Source organism: Actinoplanes awajinensis subsp. mycoplanecinus, assembly GCF_001509495.1.
GTDB classification, from domain to species: Bacteria; Actinomycetota; Actinomycetes; order Mycobacteriales; family Micromonosporaceae; genus Actinoplanes; species Actinoplanes palleronii.
Map to the genome: position 1 here is coordinate 125,035 of NZ_LLZH01000331.1, position 23,627 is coordinate 148,661.

The following is a 23,627-nucleotide window of genomic DNA, read 5'->3' on the forward strand; positions in this document are numbered from 1 at the left end:
GTCACGGCGTACCCGGATCGGGAACCAGGCTGAACGCGCCCTCCTCCTCCTGGGCGTTGTGCAGCCGCAGGATCGCGTAGAGGCCGTACAGCAGGCGCCGTACGTCGGTGACGTCCTCCGGCTCCACCTGCTGCACCAGGTCGTCCACCGTCCGGCGCAGGCGCCCGATCTGGTGTTCGATCTCGGCGTGGGTGCGGCTGAGCCCGCTGGTCGCCTCCACCCCGCCGAGCGCCCGCGCCATGATCGGCAGCAGTTCCGCCTCCTCGGCCTGCTCGTGCGCCAGCAACCGCGCCTCCAGCTGCGCCAGCAGGTCACGAACCGGGCCCAGGTCGTACGGCGCCCGGTTCAGGGCGTCCGCGACCGTGCGCACCTGCTCGACCAGCGGCCGCACGTCACGATGCTCGGCGTAGAGCCGCTGGGCGGTGACGACGTCGGCGGGTGTCATCGCGACGGTGTGCGACGGCGCGGGCAACAATGCCGTCAGGGCGATGGCGATGGCCGCCACGTCGATGCCCTCCTGCAGCAGCGCACCGGCGGCGGGCGGCAGGTAGCCGGCCGCCGCCACCAGCATCGCCACGGCCGACAGGCCCATCCCGACCGTTACCGCCCAGACCGCGACGGTGCGGCAGCGCCGCGCGGTGAGGATGGCGTCGGCCAGCGCGTCGAGGCGATCGACGATGAGGACCACGTCGGCGGCCTCGGCCGACGCGGTCGCCCCGCGGGCCGCGAGGGCGACCCCCACCCCCGCCGCGGCCAGCGCCGGCGCGTCGTTGACGCCGTCGCCGACCATGATCGTCGGGGCGCTCTCCTGCTCGGCGCGGACCAGGGTCAGCTTGTCGGCCGGGTCGCAGTCGGCGTGCACCGCGTCGACGCCGACGATCCGTCCGACGGTCTCCGCGGTGTCGGCGCGGTCACCGGTCACCAGCACGACGCGGGTGACACCGGCCGCACGCATCGCCCGGATCATGCGGGGCGCCTGCGGGCGTACCGGATCCTCCAGCAGCAGCACCCCGGCGGGCACGTCGTCGACCGCCACGAAGACGCTCAGCGAGCCGTCGAGCGCGGCCCGCCGCCGGGCGTGCCGCACCCATCCCGGCAGGGGACCGTGGACGATCAACGCCGCCTTGCCCAGCCGGACCCGGCGGCCGTCGACCACGCCCTCCACACCGTGGCCGTGCCGCTCGTGCACCTCCTCCGGCGCGGCCAACGCCAGTGCGCGATCGTGGGCGGCGGTCACGATCGCACCGGCCAGAACGTGCGCGGAGCTCTGGTCCAGGCTTGCGGCGAGGCGCAGGACCTCGGCCGCCGGCAGGTGCGCCTCGACGGGTGTCACCACGTCGGTGAGCACCGGCCGGCCGGCGGTCAGCGTCCCGGTCTTGTCGAACAGCAGGACCCGGCCGGCGGCCAGCTGTTCCAGGGCTCCTCCGCCTTTGACGATCACCCCGCTCCGGGCCGCCCGGGAGATCCCCGACATGATCGCGATCGGTGCGGCCAGCAGCAACGGGCAGGGCGTGGCCACCACCAGGACCGCCACCGCCCGTACCGGATCTCCGGTGAACGCCCAGGCGAGGCCGGCCAGCAGCAGTGTCACCGGCACGAACGCCACCGCGAAACGGTCCGCGATCCGCACGAACGGGGCGCTGCCCGCCTGGGCCTGCTCGACCAGACGCACCACGCCCGCGTACGTGGAGGCCTCCGCCGTCGCGGTGGCCGTCAGCCGCGCCGGCGAGCCCGCGTTCACCACTCCGCTGCGGACGTCCTCGCCAGCGTGCCGTTCCACCGGCAGCGGCTCCCCCGTCAGGGCGGACTCGTCGAGCACCGCGGGACCGAGCAGCCGGCCGTCGACCGGCACGATCTCCCCGGAGCCGACCACGAGGCGGTCACCGACGGCCACCTCGCCGACCGGCACCTCCACCGGACCGGACGCGGTGTCGCGCCGGGCGGTCCGCGGAGCCCGGGCCGCCAGGGCGCTGAGCTCACGGCGGGCGCGGGCCGCGGCCCGCGCCTCCAGCAGCACACCGCTGGCCAGCATGACCGCGATCATCGCGCCCGCGAAGGCCTCACCGACCCACAGCGCACCGACCAGCGCCAGCCAGGCGATCACGTCGACGCTGGCCTCGCGCCGCCGCGCCGCCGTGATCAGCGACGCCGTCGAGTACAGCAGACCGAGCAGCGTCGCGGCCCCCCACACCACCTCCGCGGCCTGCCCGGCACCCGCCGCTGTCACCGCCAGGCCGACCAGCAACAACACCGTCGTGGCCAGGAACAGCGCCCTCTCCCGCTGCTGCCGCATAGAGTCCTCCACACCTCGCCGACGGGCCGCGCGCCCACCGCCACGCCTCTACCGTCGGACTCCGGCCGACGCAACGGCAGGGCCGCAAGACCCTGACAGCGGCACGTCGGCCACGGTCGCTGACCGACCTGGTGCCGCGCCACCGGCTACGCCTGTTCGCGGCCGGGCAAGGCGCCGGGCGCTCATCGGTGGCGTGGCCGCGGGCGCGCTGTACCAGCATTCCCGCACCGCGTTGAGCACCGCGGTCGCGATCACCCAGGCGAGCGCGCTCCTGCTGCTGCTCCGGCTCCATGCCGTACGGAAGGCCTCTGGACCGCGGTGACCGCCAGCGGCGGTGAGGTCGGGATGAGTCAGCACCCGGATCGATCTCCTCGGAATTCTCCTGCTCGTCGCGGGGAAGACTTGCCTGCCCGGCGTTCGCACGGCGGACCACGAGAGGACCTTCGGCCCTGCCCCTGCGCACCAGGGTCGATGGGCCCTGTCCCGCCGCACCGCATCGGGCGAAGGTGAAGCGAGAGAGGAATTGCTGCGGGCCCACACCAGCGATGTCCGCGATGGTGACCAGGTGGTCATCGATGCGGCCGAAATCCGATCATCCGGGCGCAGCGGTAGCGGCCTGCGGACGGAGGAGAGGTCATGACACCAGCGACCGCCCAGCGTCGTACGGTAGTGGACCGGCTGACGATGCTCGATTCAGCGGAAATCGATCGGCTGCCCTGGTGGCCGGTGCCGGGTTGTCCCGGTGTCGCCGCGAAGGACCTGTGGTCCGCCGGCGACCAGCACGACGCGCTGATCTCCTACCGGCCCGGCTGTTGCACGCCGGGACGGCCGCACCTGACGGCCCATCAGCACATCTGGGTGGTCGCCGGCTCGGCGATGATCGCGGGCAGGACCGCCGCCGCGGGTTCCTACCTGCACGTGCCGCCGCGCACGGCCCATCCCATCACCGCCGGACCGCAAGGGTGCCTGTTGCTGCAGATACACCGTCCGCTACCCCACGGCGGCGAACATCCGCCTACGCTCGGGTGACGCCATCCTCCGGTGCGCCCGGGGCTGCCGTCGCCGGCCAGCCTCGTCCAGCCTCGCCAGGGTGGTCGGCCCACCGTCGGCATCGAGGGCCGGAGATGAGTTTCGCTCTACTGGCGTTGATCTGCGCGGCCGGCATCATCGGTCCGCTGCTGGCGTTCCCGCGCCGGTGGGGACTGCCCGTCGTCGTCGGTGAACTCCTGGCCGGCGTGGCTCTCGGCCCGATGGCGCTGGACCGATTGGATGCCGCCGAACCGACCTTCGCACTGCTGGCCACCATCGGCTTCGCCCTCGTCATGTTCGTCGCCGGCTCCCACGTGCCGGTCGGTGACCCCCGGCTGCGCCAGGCTCTGCCGGTCGGGTTGCTCCGCGCCGTCACCGTGGTCGCCGCCTCCGTACCGATGGCCCTGCTCATCGCCCACCTCTTCGACACCGGCCACGCGATCCTGTACGCGGTCCTGCTCTCGTCCTCCTCGGCCGCTCTCCTCCTGCCGATCATCACCGCGTCCCGGCTCGAGGGCACCCCGGTCCTGCAACTGCTCCCCCAGGTCGCGCTGGCCGACGCCGCCTGCATCGTCGCACTACCCCTGGCGATCGATCCGGCCCGCGCCGGGACAGCGGCCCTGGGTGCCCTCGCGGTGGTGGCGTGCGCTGTCGTCGTGTACGCCACGCTCCGGGCCGCCGGGCGGCGCGGCTGGCTCAAGACCGTTCACCACCGGTCGGAGCGGCGCAAGTTCGCCCTCGAGTTGCGCATCAACCTGGCCGTTCTCTTCGGCCTCGCCGCGATCGCGCAGACCACCGGAGTCTCGATCATGCTCGCCGGGTTCGGATTCGGCCTGGCCGTGGCGGCCGTCGGGCAACCACGACGGCTGGCCCGGCAGTTGTTCGGCGTCGCCGAGGGATTCTTCGGCCCGGTGTTCTTCGTCTGGCTGGGCAGTTCGCTCGATCTGCACGCGCTCGCCGACCGGCCCGCCTTGATCGGCCTGGGTGCGGCGCTGGGCGTCGCAGCCGTCCTCACCCATCTGCTGCCACGGTTGCTCGGGCAGCCGTTCAGTCTGGCGTCCCTGTCCGGCGCGCAGCTCGGGGTTCCGGTCGCGGCCGCCGCCCTCGGCACCCAGTCGCACCTGCTGGCGGCCGGCGAACCCGCCGCGCTCATCCTCGGCGCCCTGATCACCATCGCCGTCGCCGCGGTCGCCGCCCCGCACGCGGCGAAGGCCTTCCCGCCCGCGCCCAGGCAACCGTGAGGGCCGACCGTGGTGCCCCGGCACCGCGCCACTTCAGTACCTGGCTGTTGTCGGGGATCACCGACCGGCCCCTGCACCATCAGGGCCCTGGTTCCCGTCCCGAGGGGGAACGACGGCACGCCTGGTGGAAGGTGATGTGTCTGACCGGCGTCGACTACTTCTCGACTCTCGGCTACCAGCCCGGCATCGCCGCGCTCGCCGCCGGCGTGCTGTCACCGCTGGCCACCGTGATCCTCGTGCTGGTCACGGTACTGGGCGCGTTGCCGGTCTATCGGCGTGTCGCCGAGGAGAGCCCTCATGGCGAGGGCTCGATCGCGATGCTGACCCGGCTCTTCTCGTTCTGGCAGGGCAAACTGTTCGTGCTGGTGCTGCTCGGTTTCGCCGCCACCGACTTCATCATCACCATGACGTTGTCAGCCGCCGACGCGACCGCGCACCTCGACGAGAACCCGTTCTGGCCGGCCGCCCTGCACGATCACGAGGTGGCCGTCACCCTGGCGCTGCTGGCCCTGCTCGGCGGAGTCTTCCTGTCCGGCTTCACCGAGGCGATCGGCATCGCGGTCAGTCTGGTCACCGCGTATCTGACCCTCAACCTGATCGTCGTCGGCGATGGGTTGTGGCAGGTGATCACGCATCCCGCCGCCGTTCACGACTGGATCACCGCACTGACCTCCCAGCACGGCAACCCGGTAGCGATGGTCGCGATCGCTCTGATCGTCTTCCCCAAGCTGGCGCTGGGCCTCTCCGGGTTCGAGACCGGCGTCGCGGTGATGCCGCACGTCCGTGGCGACACCGCCGACAGCGAGCGGCACCCCGCCGGGCGCGTGCGGAACACCCGGCGCATGCTCACCGCCGCCGCGACGATCATGAGCGTCTTCCTCATCACCACCAGCGTCATCACCACCGTGCTGATCCCGGCCCCGGCGTTCCGCTCCGGCGGCCCCGCCAACGGGCGGGCGCTGGCCTATCTGGCGCACCAGAACCTCGGCAGCGCCTTCGGGACCGTGTACGACCTTTCGACCATCGCCATCCTGTGGTTCGCCGGCGCCTCCGCGATGGCGGGACTGCTCAACCTCGTACCCCGCTATCTGCCCCGCTACGGCATGGCCCCCGCCTGGACCCGGGCGGTTCGCCCCCTGGTGCTGGTGTTCACGGCCGCGGCCGCGCTGATCACCGTCTTGTTCGACGCCGGCGTGGACGCGCAGGGCAGTGCCTACGCCACCGGCGTACTCGTCCTGATCACCTCGGCCGGGGTGGCGGCCACCCTGTCCGCTCACCGGCGTCGCGAGCACCGCAGGACGGTCAGCTTCGCCGCCATCGCGGCGGTGTTCGCCTACACCACGGTCGTGAACGTCGTCGAAAGGCCCGACGGGATCAAGATCGCCGGTTGTTTCGTCGCCGCGATCCTGGTCGTGTCGATCCTGTCCAGAATCAACCGCGCCTTCGAACTGCGCGTCACCGCGGTCCACCTGGATCCGATGGCCGAACGGTTCGTCCGCGACTGCGCCCAGCGCACGATCCGGTTGATCGCCCACCAGCACCCGGCCGGCAGTCTCGCCGATTACCAGGCCAAACTGCGGCAGATCAGCACCGACAACGACCTCACCGACACCCGCGACGTCATCCTCGTCACGGTCGAGGTCACCGACGCCTCCGATTTCGAGACCGAACTGTTCGTCCACGGCCGGGTGGCCCACGACCGTTTCCGGCTGCTCACCCTGCGGAGCCCATCGGTGGCCAACGCGCTCGCCGCGCTGTTGCTCGACATCGAACGGCGCACCCGTCGGCGCCCGCACATCTATTTCGCGTGGACGGAGGGCAATCCCGCGATCAACTTCTGGCGATTCCTGATCTTCGGCCACGGCGAGATCGCGCCGACCACCCGGGAGATGCTGCGCCGGTGCGAACCCGACCCGGGCCGCCGTCCACACGTCCACGTCGGCTGACCTGCCGGCGGATACGGCCGGTGGCGCCGTCGGCGACGCGCGGACGGTGACCGCCTACCGGGCCGGCTCGGCCTGGGAGAGCAGGAAGTCCGTCACCGCCGGAGCGAAAGCAGGGCCCAGATGCGGTACGTGGGTACCGCCGTTGATCGTCCACTGCTGCACGCTCGATCCCCCGGCACAGCCCTGCCGGTACGTGCGTACCGACGTCTCAGCGGCCGGCAGGTCGGTAACCAGGTCCAGGCCGGGAGCATCGCGGCCGGCGCTCGCACACCGGTCGTAGCCCAGCCAACGGGTGACGGTGGTGGCCGCCGACGGGTACGCCACGCCGTCGATGGCGCCGCCGGTGAACGCGATCGCCTCGTCGTCGGTGCTGTGCACGGCCAGCACGCTCACCGGCTCGGACGGCCGGCACCGTGCGGGGTCGTTCCAGGTGGCGCCGTTGACGGCGACGATCGCCGCGATCTGGTCGGCGTGATCGCAGGCCATCCGGAACGCCATGAACGCGCCGTTGGAGTGACCGATCAGGTAGACCCGGGCGCGGTCGATCCGGTACGAGCCCTGGACCGTGGAGATGAGGTCGCTGAGGTACCGCGAGTCGTCAGGTTTCGCGCCGGAGAGAGCGCAGCACGCGTCGGTGGCGTTCCAGAACCGGTCGCCGCGATCGTCGGTCGACCCGTCGGGATAGACGTAGACGAACCCTCGCCGGTCCGACTCGGGCGTCAGCCGCAGGAACGTCTCCAACTCCGGCGCGTCGGAGGTGTATCCGTGCAATGCGAGAACCAGCGGCGCGGGCCGGGCCGGATCGTAGGAGTCAGGGACGTGCACGGTCACCGGCCGGCCACCGATCTCGACCGTGCCGGTGCCACTCGCCGGCCATACCGGCGGGGAGCCGGACGAGGGACCGGGCCGGTCCGCTGCGCCGCAGGCCGCCGTCACCATGACCGCCACGACGGCGGTCACGGCCCGGGCCACCTGCCACCTGTGCCGAGCCATCACACCCTCCCGGGGCCGGGGACACCGCCAGCCTAGTGTCCGTCGTCAGCTCGCCGATACGGGCCGGAAGACCCGTGCCGGACAGTCGGAACGGCCCCCGCGACGGCACGCGCCGCGGCGTGATGCTGGAGAGATGAGTCCGGCGTTGCTCATCGATCGCCTGTGCAAGTCGTACGGCACGGTGACGGCGGTGTCCGACCTCGACCTGCGGGTGGAGGAGGGGCAGATAGTCGGTCTGCTCGGCCCGAACGGGTCGGGCAAGACCACCACCGTCGAATGCGCGTACGGCCTGCGCAAGGCCGACTCCGGCACGGTCCGGGTGTTCGGCCTGGACGCGCGCGCCGAGCCCGGACGGGTAGCCCGGCTCGTCGGCACCCAGCTGCAGGACTCGGCGCTGCCCGACCGCATCAAGGTCGGGGAGGCGGTGCATCTGTTCGCCGCGCTGGCGCACCGGCCAGTGGACGAGGCGGAGACGCTGCGCCGTTGGGGGCTCGCCGACCGGCGCGGCGCCGGCTTCGGCAGTCTCTCCGGTGGCTACCGGCAGCGCCTGCTGGTCGCGCTGGCCCTGGTCGCCCGCCCGCGGCTGGTCTTCCTGGACGAGATGACCACCGGCCTCGACCCGAACGCCCGGCGGGAAGTCTGGGATCTGGTGGAGGAGGTCCGCCGGGGTGGGACGACCGTCGTCCTGGTCACCCACTTCATGGACGAGGCGCAGCGGCTCTGTGATCGGCTCGCGGTGCTGTCCCGGGGCCGGAAGATCGCTGAGGGGACGCCGACGGAGATCGTCAACCGCTACGGCGGTGGCACGGTGGTCCGCTTCCCGGTTCCGCCGGGCCAGGCCGTACCCCGGCTCGGCGATCTTCCCGGCGTGCAGACCGTCAACCATTCTGACGGGCGGATCGAAGTGCGTGGCCACGGACCGTTCCTGGTGGCGCTCGGCCATGCGCTCACCGTCGCCGGGCTGTCCCGGACCCCACTCGACGTGGCGAGTCCCAGCCTCGAGGACGCCTATGTCCGGCTGCTCCGGCGGGAGGTGGCGCCATGACCGCGACGCGGGCCCTGACCTGGATCGAGATGAAGCTCTTCCTGCGCGAGCCGGTGACGGTGGTCTTCACGCTGGCGCTGCCTCCACTGATCCTCTATGTGCTCTCCGAGGTCTTCGGCGACGTGCCGGATCCGGATGGCACGGTCTTCCGCGGGGTCGGTGGCGCCACCTACTACCTGCCCGCCTACATCGGCCTGGTCGTCGCCTCGCTCGGTCTGATCGGCCTTCCGGTCCACCTGGCCGCGTATCGGGAGCGCGGCGTGCTGCGCCGGTTCCAGGCCGCCCGCGTCCCGGTCCGCGCCCTGCTGGCGTCCCAGTTGGTCGTCCTGGCGGCGGGGGTGGCCGCGGGTGCGGTCCTGTTGTCCGTGCTGGCATCGCTGACCTGGGACGTCAGGTGGCCGGCGTCCTGGACCGGTGTCGTCCTCGCGGCAGTGCTCGGCACCGTGATGTTCGCCGCGGTCGGCATGCTGCTCGGCGCGCTCATGCCCACGGCCCGAGCGGCGCAGGGTGTGGGCCTGCTGCTCTGGTTCCTGATGATGATGGTCTGCGGCGCGGGCCCGCCACCGGAGGTGCTCAGCCCGGCCCTCGCCACGATCGGCGACTTGCTGCCGCTGAAGCATCTCGTGGTGGCCTTGCAGGATCCCTGGCTCGGATTCGGCGTCAACTGGGCCGAGTCGGGCGTCCTCCTGGTCGGCGGCGCGGCAGCGTCGGCACTGGCCACGCTCGCGCTGCGGCGCCGGGAATAGCCCGGTTCCGTCCGGCCCCTCCGCTCGAACGCCCCGATGAGGTGAGTGTCATGATCGGCACCGCACGTCAGCAGGCCGGTGCCCACCCCGCGGACCGGTCGCATCTCGTCGTCGATGTGCTGACAGCCGCGGCCGGCGCCGCCGGCGCCGGGGCGGCGTTCCTGGTCGGCGCGGACGGGTCGGCCGCCTGGCGGGTCGTCCGGGTGGCCGCGGTGCTGGTCGTGACAGCGCTCGCGATGTACGTGATCCGTCGGGGACCGCCGGTGTTGCGCGCGGTGACCACCTTCGTCCTGGGCCTGGCGGGCGTCGCGGCCGGTGCGGGCATCGCGGTGCCGCACCTGAGCAAGGCGGGCTGGTCCCCGGCGGCCGTCGCGGGCCTGGTGCTGCTGACAGCCGGTCTCCTCCTGTTCGGATACGGTGCGGTCGGGACCGTGTGGAGCAGTCCCGGCTGGTCGCGACTCGCCACCGGACCGGCGGTACTGCTCGTCACGGTCGTGGGCCTGTTCACCGGTAGTCAGGCGGTGGCCGCCACCAACGTCCCCCGTACCGGGCTGCGCTCGGCGACCCCGGCCGACCGGGGCCTCTCCTACCTGGACGCACGGCTGGTGACCGCCGACGGGGTCATCCTGTCCGGCTGGTACCTCCCGGCGCGCAACCGCGCCGCGGTGCTCCTGGCACACGGCGCCGGCTGCACCCGCTCCGACGTCCTCGAGCACGCGGTGGTGCTCGCCCGGCAAGGCTACGGGGTGCTGCTCTACGACGCCCGCGGCCACGGCCGCAGCGGCGGACGGGCGATGGACTTCGGCTGGTACGGCGATCAGGACGTCGCCGCAGCGGTGGCGTACCTGCGGCAGCGTCCCGATGTCGACCCCGCCCGGATCGCCGCCCTCGGCGAGTCGATGGGCGCGGAGGAGGTCATCGGCGCCGCGGCGGGCCAGCCCGGCATCCGCGCCGTCGTGGCCGAGGGCGCGACCGCCCGCACGACGGCGGACTGGGATTTCCTGGCCCCGGTGTACGGCGCCCGCGGCCGGATCCAGCAGCGTGTCGACGAGGTGACGTACGCGGCGGCCGATCTGCTCACCGACGCCGGTCCGCCGATCTCTCTGCGGGCCGCCGCGGCGGGCATCGCGCCCCGACCGGTCCTGCTCATCACCGCCGGCCGGGTTCCAGACGAGACCTTCGCCGCCGAGTACCTCAGGGACGGCCACCACCATGTGCAGGTCTGGCAGGTCCCGGGCAGCGGCCACACCGGTGGGCTGTCCACCCGGCCGGACGATTGGCAGCGGCGGGTGACCGCGTTCCTGGACGCCGCACTGCGCCCGCAGACGTGACGGATCGGCCGGGGTGACGCCGCCCGATGCCCGATCCGGCCGGCCAGCTAGTGCTGTGACCACTAATGTTCGCCGGGTTCGTTCTTGTCATACCTCGTGCTGGGATGCCAGGTATGCCTCGGCGTCGGGATCCTTCGAGCCCACCGGTGGTGGTGCGTACTGCCCGGGTCGGGTTGCGGTTGACACGTGGTCAGCGGGAGCGGTGTTTCGGGTTGCTGCGTTCGGCCGGTGACGTGTGGGCCTGTGTGCTGGAGTTGAACGGGTGGCGCCGCCGCCGGCAGGACGCTCCGATCGCGGGCTGTCAGGAGTTGTGCCGGTTGCTGGCCGCGTCGGGGCCGGGCACGTTCGGTGAGCTCGACAGCACTGGTGCGCGGTCGGTGTTGCGCCGGTATTCCGATGCGTGGTTCTCGGCCGCGGCGCGTCGTAAGGCCGGGCACGGTGAGGTGCGGTTTCCGCGGCGTCGTCGTGGGTTGATGCCGGTGCGCTGGTATCACGGCACGTTCGGCCTCGACGGTCGCCGGTTACGGCTGCCGACCGCCGCCGGTAGCGGTCGAGCAGCGGGTCGGGACGTTGACCGTCGGCGACCCACGCGGGGACCTCGACCGCAAAGCTGGCCGGCGGCACAACCTGCGGGTGCGGCAGTGGCAGATCGGCCGGTCCCTGCAGATTTTGCAGGACAAGCCGCTCTGGCCGGGATGGTCACGCACCGTCGAGCCGGTCGGCACCTGCCCGGTGCCGGCCGGTCCCGGCGTGATCCACGCCGCCGCCAGGCGGCACCAGGATCAGTTGGCCGGCTGAGGCCCGCCCCACTCTCGGTGGGAAGTCGCTCGCCCACATCCACCGGATGTGGCGAGGATCCACAACGACACCCGGGCCCAACCCGGTGAACGTTAGCGGACACAGCACTAGTCAGCGGGCCGAGGTTCCGCGGCGAGCCAGGCAGCCACCTGGTCGTGCACGGCCGGATGATTGAGCAGGTCGAAGTGGTGCATACCGCCCAAATGACGGCCGTGGCCGGCGGCGAACGGCAGGTACCGCCGCTCCCCGCGGCCGGCCGCGCTGGCGTACGGAACGAGCAGGTCGCCGAGCACGCCGGCCAGCGGCCCGTCAGGCCGCCGGGTGAGGGTGGCGCCGATGAAGTAGTGCTCCGCGTGCGGCAGGAACGGCACGTCGGTGCACACGTCGCGCGGCGGCGCGGCCGGGTCCACGTCGCGCCAGTCCTGCTCCACGAGCGCGCCGTACCCGAGATCCTGGACCCCGGCGCTGCGTGAACTGAGCACCCGGCCGATCGGCCGGCTCTCCGGGAACCGGGCCAGCAGCCGCGCGGTGGCGTGCACGCCGCGGGCCAGCGGCGCACCCAGGTGCGGGGTGCCCAGGCACACCACGTGTCGCACCGCCGGCACCCATCGCTGTCCGGAGTCCGCGCCCTGCTGACCCGCGCTGCGGATCACCAGACCTCCCATCGAATGCCCGATCAGGGTGAGCCGGTCGACGGCGACCGGCCAGTGATCGACCAGTTCGGTCAGCAGCGACGAGAGCCGCAGGCCGTTGTCGGACACGTGCAGACCGGAGTTGTACCGCAGGTAGACGGGGGTGTACCCGAGGTCGCGCCGCAACCGGGAGCCGAGCGTCAGCCGGGCCGTTCCGTGGTGCCGGCGGGCGGACAGCGACCAGTACTCCTCGGTCTCACACAGTCCGTGGACGAACACCACGATCCGTCCCGTCGCCGCGGGGAACGCCTGCCGGAGCGCCCCGGTGGTGAGCGGGACGTCCTCACCCCGTGACCGGACCGCCATCGGGGTCGCGAGGTCCGGGTGCCGGCCACTGAGCATGTCGCCCCAGACGCCGTTGACCACCGCGAGACCCGACCGGCCGGCCAGGTGCACCGACAGTGGTGCCTGCTCCGCGCGCCAGGCCCGGCCCGCCGCGGCGCCGATCATCCGGGGCAGCACCGCGTGCGCGCCCCGGACGATCGCGTACACCCCGCCGGCGATCACGCCGTGCGCGGCACGGACCGGCCATCCGACCGGGCCGACGGCGCGGAACACCCGGTCGGCGATCGCCTCATGGGTGTCGCGGACCACGCTCACCACACCGGCCAGCGCATCACCGGTCAGCCGTCCGGCCGCCCGGATCTCGTCCGCCCCGCTGGTCGTCACCACGCCTCCCCGGTGGACCCGATGGCCGTCAGTGCTGTGCGGGCCGCACCAGCAGGCGCACCGGAACGGCCGTCAGACAATTCTGCGCCTCGTCGCTGAGCACGTACAAGGTCGCCTCGTACCGTCCCGGTGCCAACCGGGTGGCATCGACGCGGATTCCGATCCGCAGGGACCCGCCGGGCCGCAGCGAGCCCGAGGAGCGCTCAGCCGCCAGCCACGGGGCGGTGGCGAACACCGGCAGGCCGCTGCCGATCTGGCTGGCCGTTCCCGACGTCGCCGGCGGTGCGCCGACTCCCGCGGACATGATCCAGAGGCTGCCGTCCGGGCCGACGTCCAGGCCGGCTCCGGTGGACGGATCCGCGTCGGGCGGTGCCACCGTGGCGAGCGTCCGGCAGGTGTCCGGATCGAGCGCGTAGATGAGGTCGCGCGGGCTCTGCGTGGCGACCCAGAGCCTGTCGAAGCCGGCGCTCCAGCCGAGCCCGGCGACGGCGCGGTCGGGCGGCACACAACTGCTGATCACGCTTCCCGGGCGCGGGCTCCCCAGCCCGCGGATGTGGTAGATCCTGCCCTGGTCCCAGCCGCCCACGTAGAAGCTGTCGTCGTCCGGGCGGTAGGCCAGCCCGCGTTGCGGGGCCGCCGTCCAGGCGAACTCCCCCACGATGTCGGCGCGGACATCACCGGTGCGCGGGTCCCAGCAGGAGATGCCGTTCTCGGCTCCCGTCTTGACCTGGCACATCAGTGAACGGCTCGGCACGTAGGCCATGTCCAGCGGACCGGGGTTGATGTTGGCCCAGGGGGTGGGCCACCCTTCGCTACGACGGATCCCGTCGGGCGTGTAGCTGTCGTTGCGCAGCAGGTCCACGTCGGAGATCCAGACATTGCCGGACTCGGTTCCGATGCCCCAGCCGACCGCCATACCCGTCACTGCCCAGGACCGCTGCACGTCACCGAGGCGTCCCGGCCGCGAGGCGGCACCCTCACCGTCGGCGATCCACCATCGTACGGTGGAGCCGCCGACGTTCGTCAGCTGCACCGCACTCTGCTGTCGTCGCCCGGCTTCCACCGTCACCGCCAGGCTCTGCGGCGTGACCCGTAGTCCTCCGGCGCTCACCGCCACGACACCGCTCGGTGGCGTCGCACCAGCGGCCTCGCCGGGCGCCCTCCCGGTGACAGCGCTGAGCGGTATCGACAGAACCGACACCACCGCGGTCGCCATGATCGCTCGCGAAAACATCGATGATCCCTCCTCGTCGTGGCGCTGAGCCGTCCCGAGATCAAGCCGTGAGATCGATGAACGGCAATGGGTGACGCCTCACCATCGTCCGCCGTGCTCGTGCGGGAACCAGGGGATCCCGTCCTGACTCACCGGTACCAAGGACCCTTCCCCGCTCTCGCACCAACCGGAATGCTCGAAGTGCCTCGTGGCTCCCCCAGCGGTCCGAGCCCGGTGAACCGGGGAAGGTGACGACAATGACACCGATGACGAAGGTCGCGGCCGGGCTCTTCGGCACCTGGGCGCTCAGCGACCTGGAAGAACTGTGGACGATGAGCCGCAGCAGCCGGTACCTGCTGCCGCGCCTGCCGGCGGCGCTGCCCGTTCCGGCGCGCCTGCGCCGCGACGGTCTCTCGCAGCGGCACGTCGCCCTGGGCATCGCCGCGATGGGTCTGCTGATCGGCGCCGCCGCGGCCGAGGGCGTCCGGTCGCAGGGCCGCTCGCCGATCTTCCGCGGGGTCCTGCTCGCCTACGGCCTGCACGGCTTCGGCCACCTCGGCATGGCAGCCGTCGCGGGCCGGTACGTCTCGGGGGCCGCCACCGCACCCGTCATCGTCATCCCGTACTGGCTGTGGGCCCGGCGCGAACTCGCCCGGCACGGCATCGCCGAGGTGGACGGGCCCGCGGCCGCCGTGGCGATCGCGGGCCCGGCGATCCTGATGGGCGTCCACGCGCTGACCTACCGGCTGACGCACGACTGAGCAGGCCAGGAGCCCACCGCAGCCATGCGCACCGGCCGGCCCGCCGACGAACTCTCAGTAGCCGATGTCCCGCCTGCGCAGCCCGGCGTATCCGGCCGCCAGCAGCGCCCCGGTGATCACCGTGAGCACCACGAGCGGGGCGGCATCGAGTGCGTCGAGCGGCACCTGCGGCGTGTGGTCGAACGGCGACGCGGCCCTCGTCCAGCCCGGCAGGTCGAACGAGTCGCCGAAGAGGCTGACGATCGCGCAGTATCCGACCACCGTCCACCCCGCGGCGGCCGCCGCCCTCGGCAGCCAGCCCATCGCCAGCACGCCGACCGCCGCGACCGACCAGACCGCCGGCAGGTAGGCGAGCGCGGCCCCGACGACTCGGGGCACCTGGGTGGCGTCGGAGACACTCAGCGCGTACGCCACGCCTTCACCGAGGCCGATCGCCACCAGCGCCAGCGTCGTGCCGGCGAGAGTCACGCTGAGGTGGCCGGCCAGCCAGCGCAGACGGCTGGTCCGGGTGGCCAGGACTGACTCGGCGTGCCCCGACGTCTCCTCGCCGCGGGTGCGCAACACGCTGCTGACCCCGTACGCGGAGGCGATCAGCGCGGACAGGGCGATGGTCAGGGCGAGGTACGAGTCGAGCACGCGCGCCGCACCGCCGGGCAGGAACTCCGCGATCTCCGGATGGTCGTCGACGTACTGCTGCATGCTGTCGCCCATCGACCCGTATGCCAGGCCGAGCAGCACCAGGCCGGCCAGCCATCCGGTCAGCGCGGTGCGTTGCAGCCGCCAGGCCAGCCCGTACGCGTTGCTGAAGGCCGCCGAGGCCACCGGCCGGCCGGGCCTCGGCGCCACCAGGCCGTGACCGAAGTCGCGCCGGTCGAGCAGCGCGACCGCCATCGTCGTCAACACCGCGATCGCGGCCAGGGGCAGCAGCAGCGGCCACCACCGGTCGGCGACGTAGGGGTAGGTGCGCTGACCCCAGCCGATCGGCGACAGCCAGGACAGGGCGCCACTGCCCGCGTCGCCGGCCGCGCGGAGAGCGAATGCGCCGCCCAGCAGGGCCGCGGCGCTCCCGTACACCGATCGTGCACTCTCGAACAGCTGGGCCGTGACCGCGGTGAGCGCGGCGAAGGTCGCGGGGACCACGGCCGTGGCGGCGCCGAGCAGCACCGACGAGCCCAGCGGCAGGCCGGTGCCGACGACCACGGCGCAGACGATCACCCCGGCGGCCAGGTCGGCGGCACCGGCCAGGGCGAGCGCGGCGGCCAGCGGGGCGCGGCGGCCCACCCGGGCCGACCGGATCAGCTCGGCCCGCCCGGTCTCCTCGTCACCGCGGGTCTGCCGGCCGACCATGAAGATGTTCATCAGGGCGAGGACGACCGCCACGAACCCGAACATCTCGAACACGATCTCCCCGCCGATCGAGTCGAGCAGCCGGGTCGGGCCGCTCATCACGACGACGGCGGCGTTGCCCTCGGCCGTGCTGCGCAGTTCGGCGAGGTCCTCCGGCGTGCCATAGAGATTCTGGCTCTGCCCGGACTGCGTCAGCCAGAGCAGCGCCACACCCAGCAGCCACCAGGGCAGCCCGCGACGTTCCCGGCGCAGCATGAACCGCAGCAGGCCCAGCGTCCCGGTCATGACGCCCCGCCTGCCCCACCGTCTGCCGGGTCGGCGCCGTAGTGCCGCAGGAACATTTCCTCCAGGGTGGGTGGCGTGCTGGTCAGGCTGCGCACACCGAGCGGCGCGAGCCGACACACCACCGCCTCGAGCTGCGCGGTGTCCACGTCGAAGCGGGCGTGCCGGGTTTCCAGGACCGCGTCGTGCACGCCGGGCATCGTCTCGACGCCGGTGATCGGGTCCCGGGTCTCTACGGTGATCGACGTCCGGGTCAGGTGACGCAGTTCCGCCAGCGTGCCGGTCTCCACCGTCCGGCCCCGCCGGATGATGCTGACCCGGTCGCACAGCGCTTCCGCCTCGGCCAGGATGTGGCTGGACAACAGCACGGTGCGGCCCTGTTTCCGGACCTCCTGGATGCACTGCTGGAACACCGACTCCATCAGCGGGTCGAGTCCGGAGGTGGGTTCGTCGAGCAGCAGCAGTTCGACGTCCGAGGCGAGCGCGGCGATCAGGGCCACCTTCTGCCGGTTGCCCTTGGAGTAGGTGCGGGCTTTCCTGCTCGGGTCGAGGTCGAACATCTCCAGCAGATCGTCACGGCGGCGCCGGTCGGCCCGGCCGCGCATCCGCCCGAGCAGATCGATCACCTCACCGCCGGTGACGCCCGGCCAGAGCGTCACGTCGCCGGGAACGTAGGCGAGCCGGGCATGCAGGTCGACCGCGTCGCGCCAGGGATCACCGCCCAGCATCGACACCGTGCCCGAGTCGGCACGCAACAGGCCGAGCAGGATCCGGATGGTGGTGGTCTTGCCACTGCCGTTCGGCCCGAGGAAGCCGTGCACCTCACCCGTCATGACAGTCAAGTCGAGCCCGTCGAGGGCGGTGACCCTGCCGAAGGACTTGCTGAGAGCGGAGACCCGCAGGGCGACTTCCGGCGACGCGTTCATCGAACCTCCCTGATGCGTCACGGCCACCATCGCATCGGCGACGGCGACCCACCCGGCGGCATCCACCGGCCGCCCGCCCGCCCGTCCGTCCGACGTGGTGATGGAGTTCGCCGTCGAGGGTCCTGCACTCACCCGCTCGCGGCAAGGCTTTGCGCCGGTCGGCACCGGAAACGTCGCCCATCGGTCAGATCGGTTCGCGTCCGGGGTCTCCTCCGCACACGTACGCGGGAATGCCGTTGCAAAATCGCCGGGCCGGGATCCACGAAGGATGGCGCGTGCTTCCTAAACTGCGGCGGTGCGGATCGGTCGGCGGCTTCTGGGCGTTGCTGTTGCGGGGCTGGTACTGGTGATCGCTCTGGGGGCGATTGCTCTGGTGCGGTGGAAAGCCGCCGGCGTCGCACACGCACTCGTCCCGCCCACGGGGGCGGCGACACCGTCCTTTCTCGGCCCGGAGTACGAGAGGGACGTCGCCGACCGCGGCGCCCTCATCGCGCTCCGGCTGCGCAGCGATCGCGGGCGGGCGACTGTGCGCAGCTACGCGATGCCGCCCGGCTCACCGTGGCTTCAGTCGCGCGAGCTCGTCGCCACGCAGCTCGATCATTGGGAGCAGGTCGGCGACTGCGCCGACGACCTCGAGGCCACGATCGTCGAGTGCACCTGGCGGGAGCCGACCCGGTGGTGGCCACGCGAGGTCGCACTCACCATGATGCGCTTGCCGTCGGCGGGCAAGGCACGCAGCGACCGGACCGGCGCCACCTTCGTGATCATCGGATCCGGCGTGGGTGGGTAGCACGCCGTCAGCCTCAGACATGGACGGACCCGCCGCTCCCGGCGCCGGTGGCACTTACCCTCTCGTTCCGATGATCAGCCGTTCGCGGTCGGACATCGCTGACGTCACGCGCCAGCCGACGTGATTTCCGCTGACGGTCACGGTGGCGGTCAGACGCCCTCGACGGCCGCATCCGGCGGTGGCGGGAACAACAGGCACAACACCGCCGGTGGCCGGAAGGGTCGCCAGGCGCCCTCCGGCTGGGCCAGCCGGTCGGCGACCGCCCAGAACACCGCGGGATGCTGTCCGAGACCGAAGTGGCTGCTCACGACGGCGATGTTCTCCCGGTTCCCGCCCGGCGGCAGCAGCGATGCCCGGTAGGCGACGATGCCGTCCCAGCGGGACAGGATCGACGTCGCCGGCACGGTCAGCGGCGGCTGCTCCCATTCCGAGGGAGGCAGCAGGTGCTCAGGCACGTGCAGGTCGGCGTTCCACCGGTAGTAGGCCATCGCCCGGGTCTGTGCGGGATGCGACATCCGGACCGGACTGCCGAGGGTGATCACCTGACGGACCAGATCAGGATGGGCGCGCGCCGCGGCGTAGGCGTAGATTCCGCCGAGGCTCCAGCCGATGATGCTGACCCGCCGGCCGTACCGCTCCGCGAGCGTGACGACCTGCCCCGGGATCTGCTCGAGCACCTCGCTGGTCGGGCCGCGATTGCGGCCCAGGTCCCAGCCGTGCACCGCATATCCCAGCCGCCGCAGGGTGCGCCGCAGGACGACGGTGGAACCGTCGCTGGCACCCAGTCCCGGCAGCACCAGGACCGGATGGCCGTCACCGCGCGGGGCGGCACACATGATGGGATACCCGAGCGCGCTCAGACCGGACCCTCCGAGGGCCCGTCCGACGTCGGTACCGGACAACAGCCAGCACGGGGGCCGTTCGTGCGGTTGCGGGTGACGGCCCGGATGCGCGGCTCCCGGTGTCCACGCACGAGTCGGCGAGTCCGTGGTCCCGGCAACGTGGTTCGTCATGACACCGCCGCCTTTCGCGGCATGCCGGTCACTCAGAAAGCTCCGGCTCGCCGGACTTCCAGCCTAACTCGCGGTCACAGCGACGGCCGGCATCAGCCGGCCGCCGTGGCGCTCACGTTTGCTGCTCACCGCGGCAGGTCGGCCCAGAGCGTGACCCCACCGACGCCGACCGGTGGTCCCAGCAACTGGGTCAGCAGCCGGAACAGTGTCGCCCAGTGCGGGGTGTCGGGCAGCAGGACGAGCAGTCCGGCGTTCCAATATCGAAGGTCGTCGAGTATCTTCGCGCGGTCGGTCAGGGTCAGCGTCGTCGGTGCCCGGCCCGTGGCCACCGCCGTGTTCAGCAGCGCCGATGTGTATCGGGGCGGTGACGTCCAGGCGCCGGTCATGTCGCGGGGCGGGTCTGCCGGACCCATGAAGTAGCCGCCCGGCATCGGGAACGCCGAGTTGCTCAACGCGGCCAGGCGCATGGCTTCGCGGCCGCCGTCCCGGTTGGGCAACGGCACGATCACCATGCTGCGGTCGCTGCCGCGCAGGTAGGGCCGCCACATCGCCTGGGTGAAGAAGGCCGGCGCGGGCGGTTCGGCCTGTGTGGGTGCCGGTCGGGGTAGAAGCGGTGCCAGGGCCGCGATCAGACCGGCGGCGAACAGCACCCGTGGCGAGAGCACGCGGGCGGCCATCAGACCGGCGACGTGGACGGACTTCGCCAGCCCGGACGCCGGCACCCTGTCCGTGCCGGTGGGGGCGTGGGCGTTCGCCCGCCACCGCCTGCGCCGGAAGGCCTTGTCGGAGGCCCACGCCAGCAGGATGCCCACGATCGCGGTCGAGACGAGGGCGTAGCGCGGGGTGGTCACCAGGTCGAGCAGCGGAACGCGCATGGTCCAGGCCAGTGGTGAGGCCCTGCCGCCAGGCCGGCTGTCGATCCGGAAGTGCGACCCGAACGATACGATCAGCAACACCAGGGCGGTGACGGCCGCGGCTCGCGCCGCCACCGATCGCCACAACACCACGATCGCAACGAGGAACATCAGGGCGGCGCCGGGACCCCAGAACACGGTGTCCTCGGTCGCGCTGGCGCTGAATCGCGACGCCACCGCGTCGGAACCGAACAGCGACTCACGCGGCAGGGTCACCAGGGATCCGAGCGAGGTGGCAAACCGGTCGAGCACGAACGGCTGCCCGCGGTAGTGCCCAGGACCGTAGAACTGATAGTGGAGCGGATAACTCAGCGAGGCCCCCGCCACCAGCGCCGCCACCGCTCCCCCGGCGCCGAAGCGACCAGCGCAGGCGCACACGGTGCGGGGATCCATCACCGCGTAGGCGATCAGGAAGACGACCAGGGCGATCGCCATGAGCAGCAGCGTCTCCTCGCTGATGAAGACCTGCAGGATGATCAGCAGGCCGAGGGCGACACCACCACGCCACACCCGCCCGGGCAACCGCAGCCTCAGCACCTGGTCGAGGACGAACGGGAGCACGAACCCGCAGACGAGGTTGATGTGACCGCTGGCGTGGGACAACCAGCCGGGCGCGAAGCCGCCCCACAACCCGCCGATCCAGGCTGCCGGTCGGCCCAGCTCCATCCGCCGCCGCAGCAGCCAGTACCAGGCCAGTGCCGAACCCGCCAGGCCCAGCGTGAGCAACAGCGCCGCCGTGACGCCGGGGCCGTACCGGTGCGTGACGGGCGCCAGCGGAACGCTCAGCGCGAGCACGGAGGTGTTGGCCATCATGTTCACCCCGGCCGGCGCGTTCAACTGCTCCGAGTGCAGCAGGGCGGCGCCGTGGTAGACCACTCGCTCTCCGTGCGCCAGCAGGAAAAGGAACAACGTGTGGTCACCGCGGTTGCCGGAGAGTGTCCGGCCCGACGGCCCGGCCCAGAGGTCACGCATGACCCAGAAAGCCAGCAGCAGGTAGGTCACGGCGACGAGGTGGCTTCGCCCGGATGTGCGCGCCGCCAAGACCGCGGTCGGCCGGCGCACCCAGCGCACGATCCGGGACATCGTCCGCGATCGAGGTCGCGGGTGGACCAGACCGCCGGCGATGGGTGACGGAGCCGAAGCTGAGGCCGTCCACCACGCGGAACGTCCACTGTCCTTGCGCAGTCCGTCCGCGAAGGCCTGCCCCATGGCCCGATCCTCAGCGGCATCAGTCCGGCCGCCCAGAGCCATTGGTCCCGCAATCCGGACCCGGAGTACCCATCCCGGGCAGTTCGGCGATCACCGGCTCCGGCCATTACGCGGACATGAGACCACAATGAGAAAGCGGCACCGTTCACTGACGTCGATAAACAGCGATCGGACTCTTGCCGGGCCACGAGGCCGCCGTAGGCTGGATTGGTGAATGCCCGGATGCGCCGGAGCGGCCGCGGCTTCGCCGGCAAGGCCGCCTCGATGATTCTTTGCGGTGGCCTGATCGGCTTGTTCCTCGCCGCCGCACTGTTTCCCGTGGCTGTCATGTCGCCGCGGCTCGCTTCTCCGGCGGGCGGCGCCGCCGACAGCCTGCCCAGCTATTTCTTGACCTTCAGGCCTCCGCAGGCATCCCGGGTGTACGCCGCTGACGGCACCACTCCCCTAGCGGTCTTCTTCAACGAGTTTCGCACCGACGTCCCACTTGGCGACATTTCACAGAATATGCAGAACGCTATCGTCGCCGCCGAGGATCGCAACTTCTATCACCACCATGGCGTCGACCTTCGGGGCGTGTTCCGTTCTTTCGTAGACAACGGGAAAGGTGGGCAACGGCAGGGCGCGTCGACGTTGACAATGCAATATGTGCGCATGGTCCGAGTTGCGGCGGCGACAACGCCGCAGCAGGTTCTCGACGCCAGCCAGGACACGCTCGGCCGCAAGGTCAGCGAGATGGCGTACGCGGTGCAGGTCGAGAAACAGCTCAGCAAGAGCGAGATCCTGAACCGGTACTTGAACCTCGCCCCGTTCGGCAACAGCGCCTACGGCGTCGACGCGGCCAGCAGGATCTACTTCCGGAAAAGCCCGCAGCGGCTCACCGTCGGCGAGGCCGCCCTGCTCGCCGGCATGGTGAAGGCCCCCAGCGGCTTCGACCCCACCACCACGGCCGGCTACCCGCAAGCCGTGCAACGACGCCGCTACGTCATCGACGCGATGGTGAAGACCGGCGCGATCACCCCGGCGCAAGCCACGGCAGCGCTCGCCGAGCCGATACCACGCCACGTCGCCACGGTCGGCAACGGCTGCCTGGTCGCGGCATCGCACCGGTGGGGGTTCTTCTGCGACTACTTCCGTCGGTGGTGGGACAGCCAGCCTGCCTTCGGCGCGACAACCTTCCAGCGGGAGCAACTACTACGCAACGGCGGCTACCGCATCACCACCACCATGGACGTGGCCGCCACCGCCTCGGCGTTCCGCAGGATCCACCAGCAGATCTCCGACCACAACCGGGACGCGTTGATGCTGGCCGCGGTCCAGCCCGGCACCGGGCGGGTGCTCGCGCTCGCGGCGAACCGGCGATTCGCGGTCGACGACCCCGGCCGGCCGGCGAACAAGCTGTCGTCGGACCCGGCCAAACGGGCGCGCGGGCTGCGCGGCACCTACCCCGACACCGTCAACCCGATCATCACCGGCGGTGGCGGCGTCGACGGCTACCAGGCCGGCTCGACGTTCAAACTGTTCACACTCGTCGCCGCACTCGAGGCCGGGCTCCCGCTGAGCACCACGATCACCGCCGGCACCCGGGCCCGGACGCACTATCCGATCGACCCGGCCAATCCGGCCGCATGCCCCGGCACCCACTTCTACTGTCCCGGCAACGCCGGGGAGAGCGAAGCCGGCGTCTATGACATGTGGTCCGCCTTCGGCCACTCGGTCAACACCTACTTCGTCCCCCTCGAGGAACAGGTGGGCGCACAGAAGGTCGTGGACGTGGCCAAACGGTTCGGCATCCAGTTCCGGGCACCCGGCGACGCCGCCATCGCGGACGATCCACGGGCCGCCGCCCAATGGGGGGCGTTCACCCTCGGGGTCTCCGCGTCCACGCCCCTGGACCTGGCCGGCGCCTACGCGACGCTGGCCGCCGATGGCCGGTACTGTGCGCCGACCCCCGTCTCCAGCATCGAAACGGCCGACGGCGGCATCCTGCACGCCGGCGAGCCGACCTGCCGGCAGGCCACCACACCCGACGTCGCACGCACCGCGCTGGACGCCGCCCGCTGCCCGGTCGGCGACGACGCCCAACTGGGCGATTGCGCCGGTAGCGGCACCGCGCCGCAAGCCCGCGACGCCGTCGGGCACCCGGTCTTCGGCAAGACCGGCACCACCGACAACCAGCGGACCGCCGCGCTGGTCCTGGGCACCACCTCGTTCGTCGTCGCCGGCTACCTGGCCGACCCCGACTGGCCCAGCACCACCCAGCACATGAGCCACACCATCGTGAATCCGGCAGTGTGGAACACCGTCGCCGACTACATGAGAGGTGAACCGGGCATCCAGTTCAGGACGCCCAGCGACACCCGGTCCGAGTCCGGCGGGGGCTGAGACCCGC

General features: G+C 71.8%; 18 protein-coding genes. 10 read left to right on the top strand and 8 right to left on the bottom strand.

What is annotated here, in order from left to right:
- Position 1: 1 nt before the first annotated feature.
- Positions 2 to 2,293, bottom strand: a complete 2,292-nt coding sequence (locus tag ADL15_RS46040) for a heavy metal translocating P-type ATPase (RefSeq protein ID WP_067706184.1) — start codon at positions 2,291 to 2,293, stop codon at positions 2 to 4.
- A 669-nt stretch (positions 2,294 to 2,962) separates the two neighbouring features.
- On the opposite strand from ADL15_RS46040, the gene ADL15_RS46045 reads away from it, so the two are divergent.
- The 3 genes from ADL15_RS46045 to ADL15_RS46055 all read left to right on the top strand — a co-directional run bounded on the left by ADL15_RS46045 (position 2,963) and on the right by ADL15_RS46055 (position 6,509).
- Complete coding sequence (locus ADL15_RS46045) at positions 2,963 to 3,322, top strand: cupin domain-containing protein (protein ID WP_067706186.1); 360 nt, start codon at positions 2,963 to 2,965, stop codon at positions 3,320 to 3,322.
- A gap of 95 nt (positions 3,323 to 3,417) precedes the next feature.
- Positions 3,418 to 4,563 (top strand): cation:proton antiporter, encoded by a 1,146-nt coding sequence (locus ADL15_RS46050; protein ID WP_067706188.1) that lies wholly within the window; start codon positions 3,418 to 3,420, stop codon positions 4,561 to 4,563.
- Between the two features lie 134 nt (positions 4,564 to 4,697).
- On the top strand, positions 4,698 to 6,509 hold the full coding sequence (locus ADL15_RS46055; protein WP_232344962.1) for an amino acid transporter: 1,812 nt from the start codon (positions 4,698 to 4,700) through the stop codon (positions 6,507 to 6,509).
- Between the two features lie 54 nt (positions 6,510 to 6,563).
- On the opposite strand, the gene ADL15_RS46060 is transcribed toward ADL15_RS46055, so the two are convergent.
- Complete coding sequence (locus ADL15_RS46060; protein ID WP_157442016.1) at positions 6,564 to 7,502, bottom strand: alpha/beta hydrolase family esterase; 939 nt, start codon at positions 7,500 to 7,502, stop codon at positions 6,564 to 6,566.
- A gap of 133 nt (positions 7,503 to 7,635) precedes the next feature.
- Between ADL15_RS46060 and ADL15_RS46065 the strand changes: the two genes are divergently transcribed.
- The 4 genes from ADL15_RS46065 (at position 7,636) to ADL15_RS46080 (ending at position 11,422) form a co-directional block, all read left to right on the top strand.
- Positions 7,636 to 8,547, top strand: a complete 912-nt coding sequence (locus ADL15_RS46065; protein ID WP_067706195.1) for an ABC transporter ATP-binding protein — start codon at positions 7,636 to 7,638, stop codon at positions 8,545 to 8,547.
- Positions 8,544 to 9,293 carry an ABC transporter permease gene (locus tag ADL15_RS46070; protein ID WP_067706197.1) on the top strand — a complete coding sequence of 250 codons (750 nt, stop codon included), beginning with the start codon at positions 8,544 to 8,546 and terminating at the stop codon, positions 9,291 to 9,293. The genes ADL15_RS46065 and ADL15_RS46070 overlap by 4 nt, the downstream gene beginning before the upstream one ends.
- Positions 9,294 to 9,343: 50 nt before the next feature.
- Positions 9,344 to 10,624 (top strand): alpha/beta hydrolase, encoded by a 1,281-nt coding sequence (locus ADL15_RS46075; protein ID WP_067706199.1) that lies wholly within the window; start codon positions 9,344 to 9,346, stop codon positions 10,622 to 10,624.
- Positions 10,625 to 11,194: 570 nt separating this feature from the next.
- Entirely contained in the window at positions 11,195 to 11,422 is a 228-nt protein-coding gene (locus ADL15_RS46080; RefSeq protein ID WP_067706201.1) for a hypothetical protein, read from the top strand.
- Between the two features lie 107 nt (positions 11,423 to 11,529).
- Here ADL15_RS46080 and ADL15_RS46085 read toward each other — a convergent pair whose 3' ends face one another.
- Positions 11,530 to 12,783, bottom strand: a complete 1,254-nt coding sequence (locus ADL15_RS46085; protein WP_067706388.1) for an esterase/lipase family protein — start codon at positions 12,781 to 12,783, stop codon at positions 11,530 to 11,532.
- 28 nt (positions 12,784 to 12,811) lie between these two features.
- Complete coding sequence (locus ADL15_RS46090) at positions 12,812 to 14,017, bottom strand: BACON domain-containing protein (RefSeq protein ID WP_157442017.1); 1,206 nt, start codon at positions 14,015 to 14,017, stop codon at positions 12,812 to 12,814.
- Positions 14,018 to 14,253: 236 nt separating this feature from the next.
- Between ADL15_RS46090 and ADL15_RS46095 the strand changes: the two genes are divergently transcribed.
- The gene (locus ADL15_RS46095; protein WP_198171296.1) at positions 14,254 to 14,757 is read left to right on the top strand and encodes an HXXEE domain-containing protein; all 504 of its coding nucleotides are present in this window, start codon (positions 14,254 to 14,256) and stop codon (positions 14,755 to 14,757) included.
- Between the two features lie 54 nt (positions 14,758 to 14,811).
- Here the strand turns inward: ADL15_RS46095 and ADL15_RS46100 are convergent, their stop codons facing one another.
- Entirely contained in the window at positions 14,812 to 16,389 is a 1,578-nt protein-coding gene (locus tag ADL15_RS46100) for an ABC transporter permease (protein ID WP_067706206.1), read from the bottom strand.
- The gene (locus ADL15_RS46105) at positions 16,386 to 17,312 is read right to left on the bottom strand and encodes an ABC transporter ATP-binding protein (RefSeq protein WP_067706392.1); all 927 of its coding nucleotides are present in this window, start codon (positions 17,310 to 17,312) and stop codon (positions 16,386 to 16,388) included. Before ADL15_RS46105 ends, ADL15_RS46100 begins: the two co-directional genes overlap by 4 nt.
- Before the next feature lie 295 nt (positions 17,313 to 17,607).
- On the opposite strand from ADL15_RS46105, the gene ADL15_RS46110 reads away from it, so the two are divergent.
- The gene (locus tag ADL15_RS46110) at positions 17,608 to 18,102 is read left to right on the top strand and encodes a hypothetical protein (protein WP_067706207.1); all 495 of its coding nucleotides are present in this window, start codon (positions 17,608 to 17,610) and stop codon (positions 18,100 to 18,102) included.
- Positions 18,103 to 18,251: 149 nt separating this feature from the next.
- On the opposite strand, the gene ADL15_RS46115 is transcribed toward ADL15_RS46110, so the two are convergent.
- Complete coding sequence (locus ADL15_RS46115; RefSeq protein WP_198171297.1) at positions 18,252 to 18,938, bottom strand: esterase/lipase family protein; 687 nt, start codon at positions 18,936 to 18,938, stop codon at positions 18,252 to 18,254.
- 302 nt (positions 18,939 to 19,240) lie between these two features.
- Positions 19,241 to 21,031 (bottom strand): hypothetical protein, encoded by a 1,791-nt coding sequence (locus ADL15_RS46120; RefSeq protein ID WP_157442018.1) that lies wholly within the window; start codon positions 21,029 to 21,031, stop codon positions 19,241 to 19,243.
- A 471-nt stretch (positions 21,032 to 21,502) separates the two neighbouring features.
- Here ADL15_RS46120 and ADL15_RS46125 point away from each other — a divergent pair, with 471 nt between their 5' ends.
- A complete protein-coding gene (locus ADL15_RS46125) occupies positions 21,503 to 23,620 on the top strand; it encodes a transglycosylase domain-containing protein (protein WP_232344971.1) in 2,118 nt (705 codons plus the stop codon).
- The last annotated feature ends 7 nt before the right edge of the window (positions 23,621 to 23,627 follow it).

Excerpts from the sequence above, each read along its gene's own strand:
- ADL15_RS46040 (WP_067706184.1), bottom strand. The coding sequence starts at position 2,293 with ATGCGGCAGCAGCGGGAGAGGGCGCTGTTCCTGGCCACGACGGTGTTG.
- ADL15_RS46050 (WP_067706188.1), top strand. The coding sequence starts at position 3,418 with ATGAGTTTCGCTCTACTGGCGTTGATCTGCGCGGCCGGCATCATCGGT.
- ADL15_RS46055 (WP_232344962.1), top strand. The coding sequence starts at position 4,698 with ATGTGTCTGACCGGCGTCGACTACTTCTCGACTCTCGGCTACCAGCCC.
- ADL15_RS46060 (WP_157442016.1), bottom strand. The coding sequence starts at position 7,502 with ATGGCTCGGCACAGGTGGCAGGTGGCCCGGGCCGTGACCGCCGTCGTG.
- ADL15_RS46065 (WP_067706195.1), top strand. The coding sequence starts at position 7,636 with ATGAGTCCGGCGTTGCTCATCGATCGCCTGTGCAAGTCGTACGGCACG.
- ADL15_RS46070 (WP_067706197.1), top strand. The coding sequence starts at position 8,544 with ATGACCGCGACGCGGGCCCTGACCTGGATCGAGATGAAGCTCTTCCTG.
- ADL15_RS46075 (WP_067706199.1), top strand. The coding sequence starts at position 9,344 with ATGATCGGCACCGCACGTCAGCAGGCCGGTGCCCACCCCGCGGACCGG.
- ADL15_RS46090 (WP_157442017.1), bottom strand. The coding sequence starts at position 14,017 with ATGTTTTCGCGAGCGATCATGGCGACCGCGGTGGTGTCGGTTCTGTCG.
- ADL15_RS46095 (WP_198171296.1), top strand. The coding sequence starts at position 14,254 with ATGACACCGATGACGAAGGTCGCGGCCGGGCTCTTCGGCACCTGGGCG.
- ADL15_RS46100 (WP_067706206.1), bottom strand. The coding sequence starts at position 16,389 with ATGACCGGGACGCTGGGCCTGCTGCGGTTCATGCTGCGCCGGGAACGT.
- ADL15_RS46105 (WP_067706392.1), bottom strand. The coding sequence starts at position 17,312 with ATGAACGCGTCGCCGGAAGTCGCCCTGCGGGTCTCCGCTCTCAGCAAG.
- ADL15_RS46115 (WP_198171297.1), bottom strand. The coding sequence starts at position 18,938 with ATGTGTGCCGCCCCGCGCGGTGACGGCCATCCGGTCCTGGTGCTGCCG.
- ADL15_RS46125 (WP_232344971.1), top strand. The coding sequence starts at position 21,503 with ATGATTCTTTGCGGTGGCCTGATCGGCTTGTTCCTCGCCGCCGCACTG.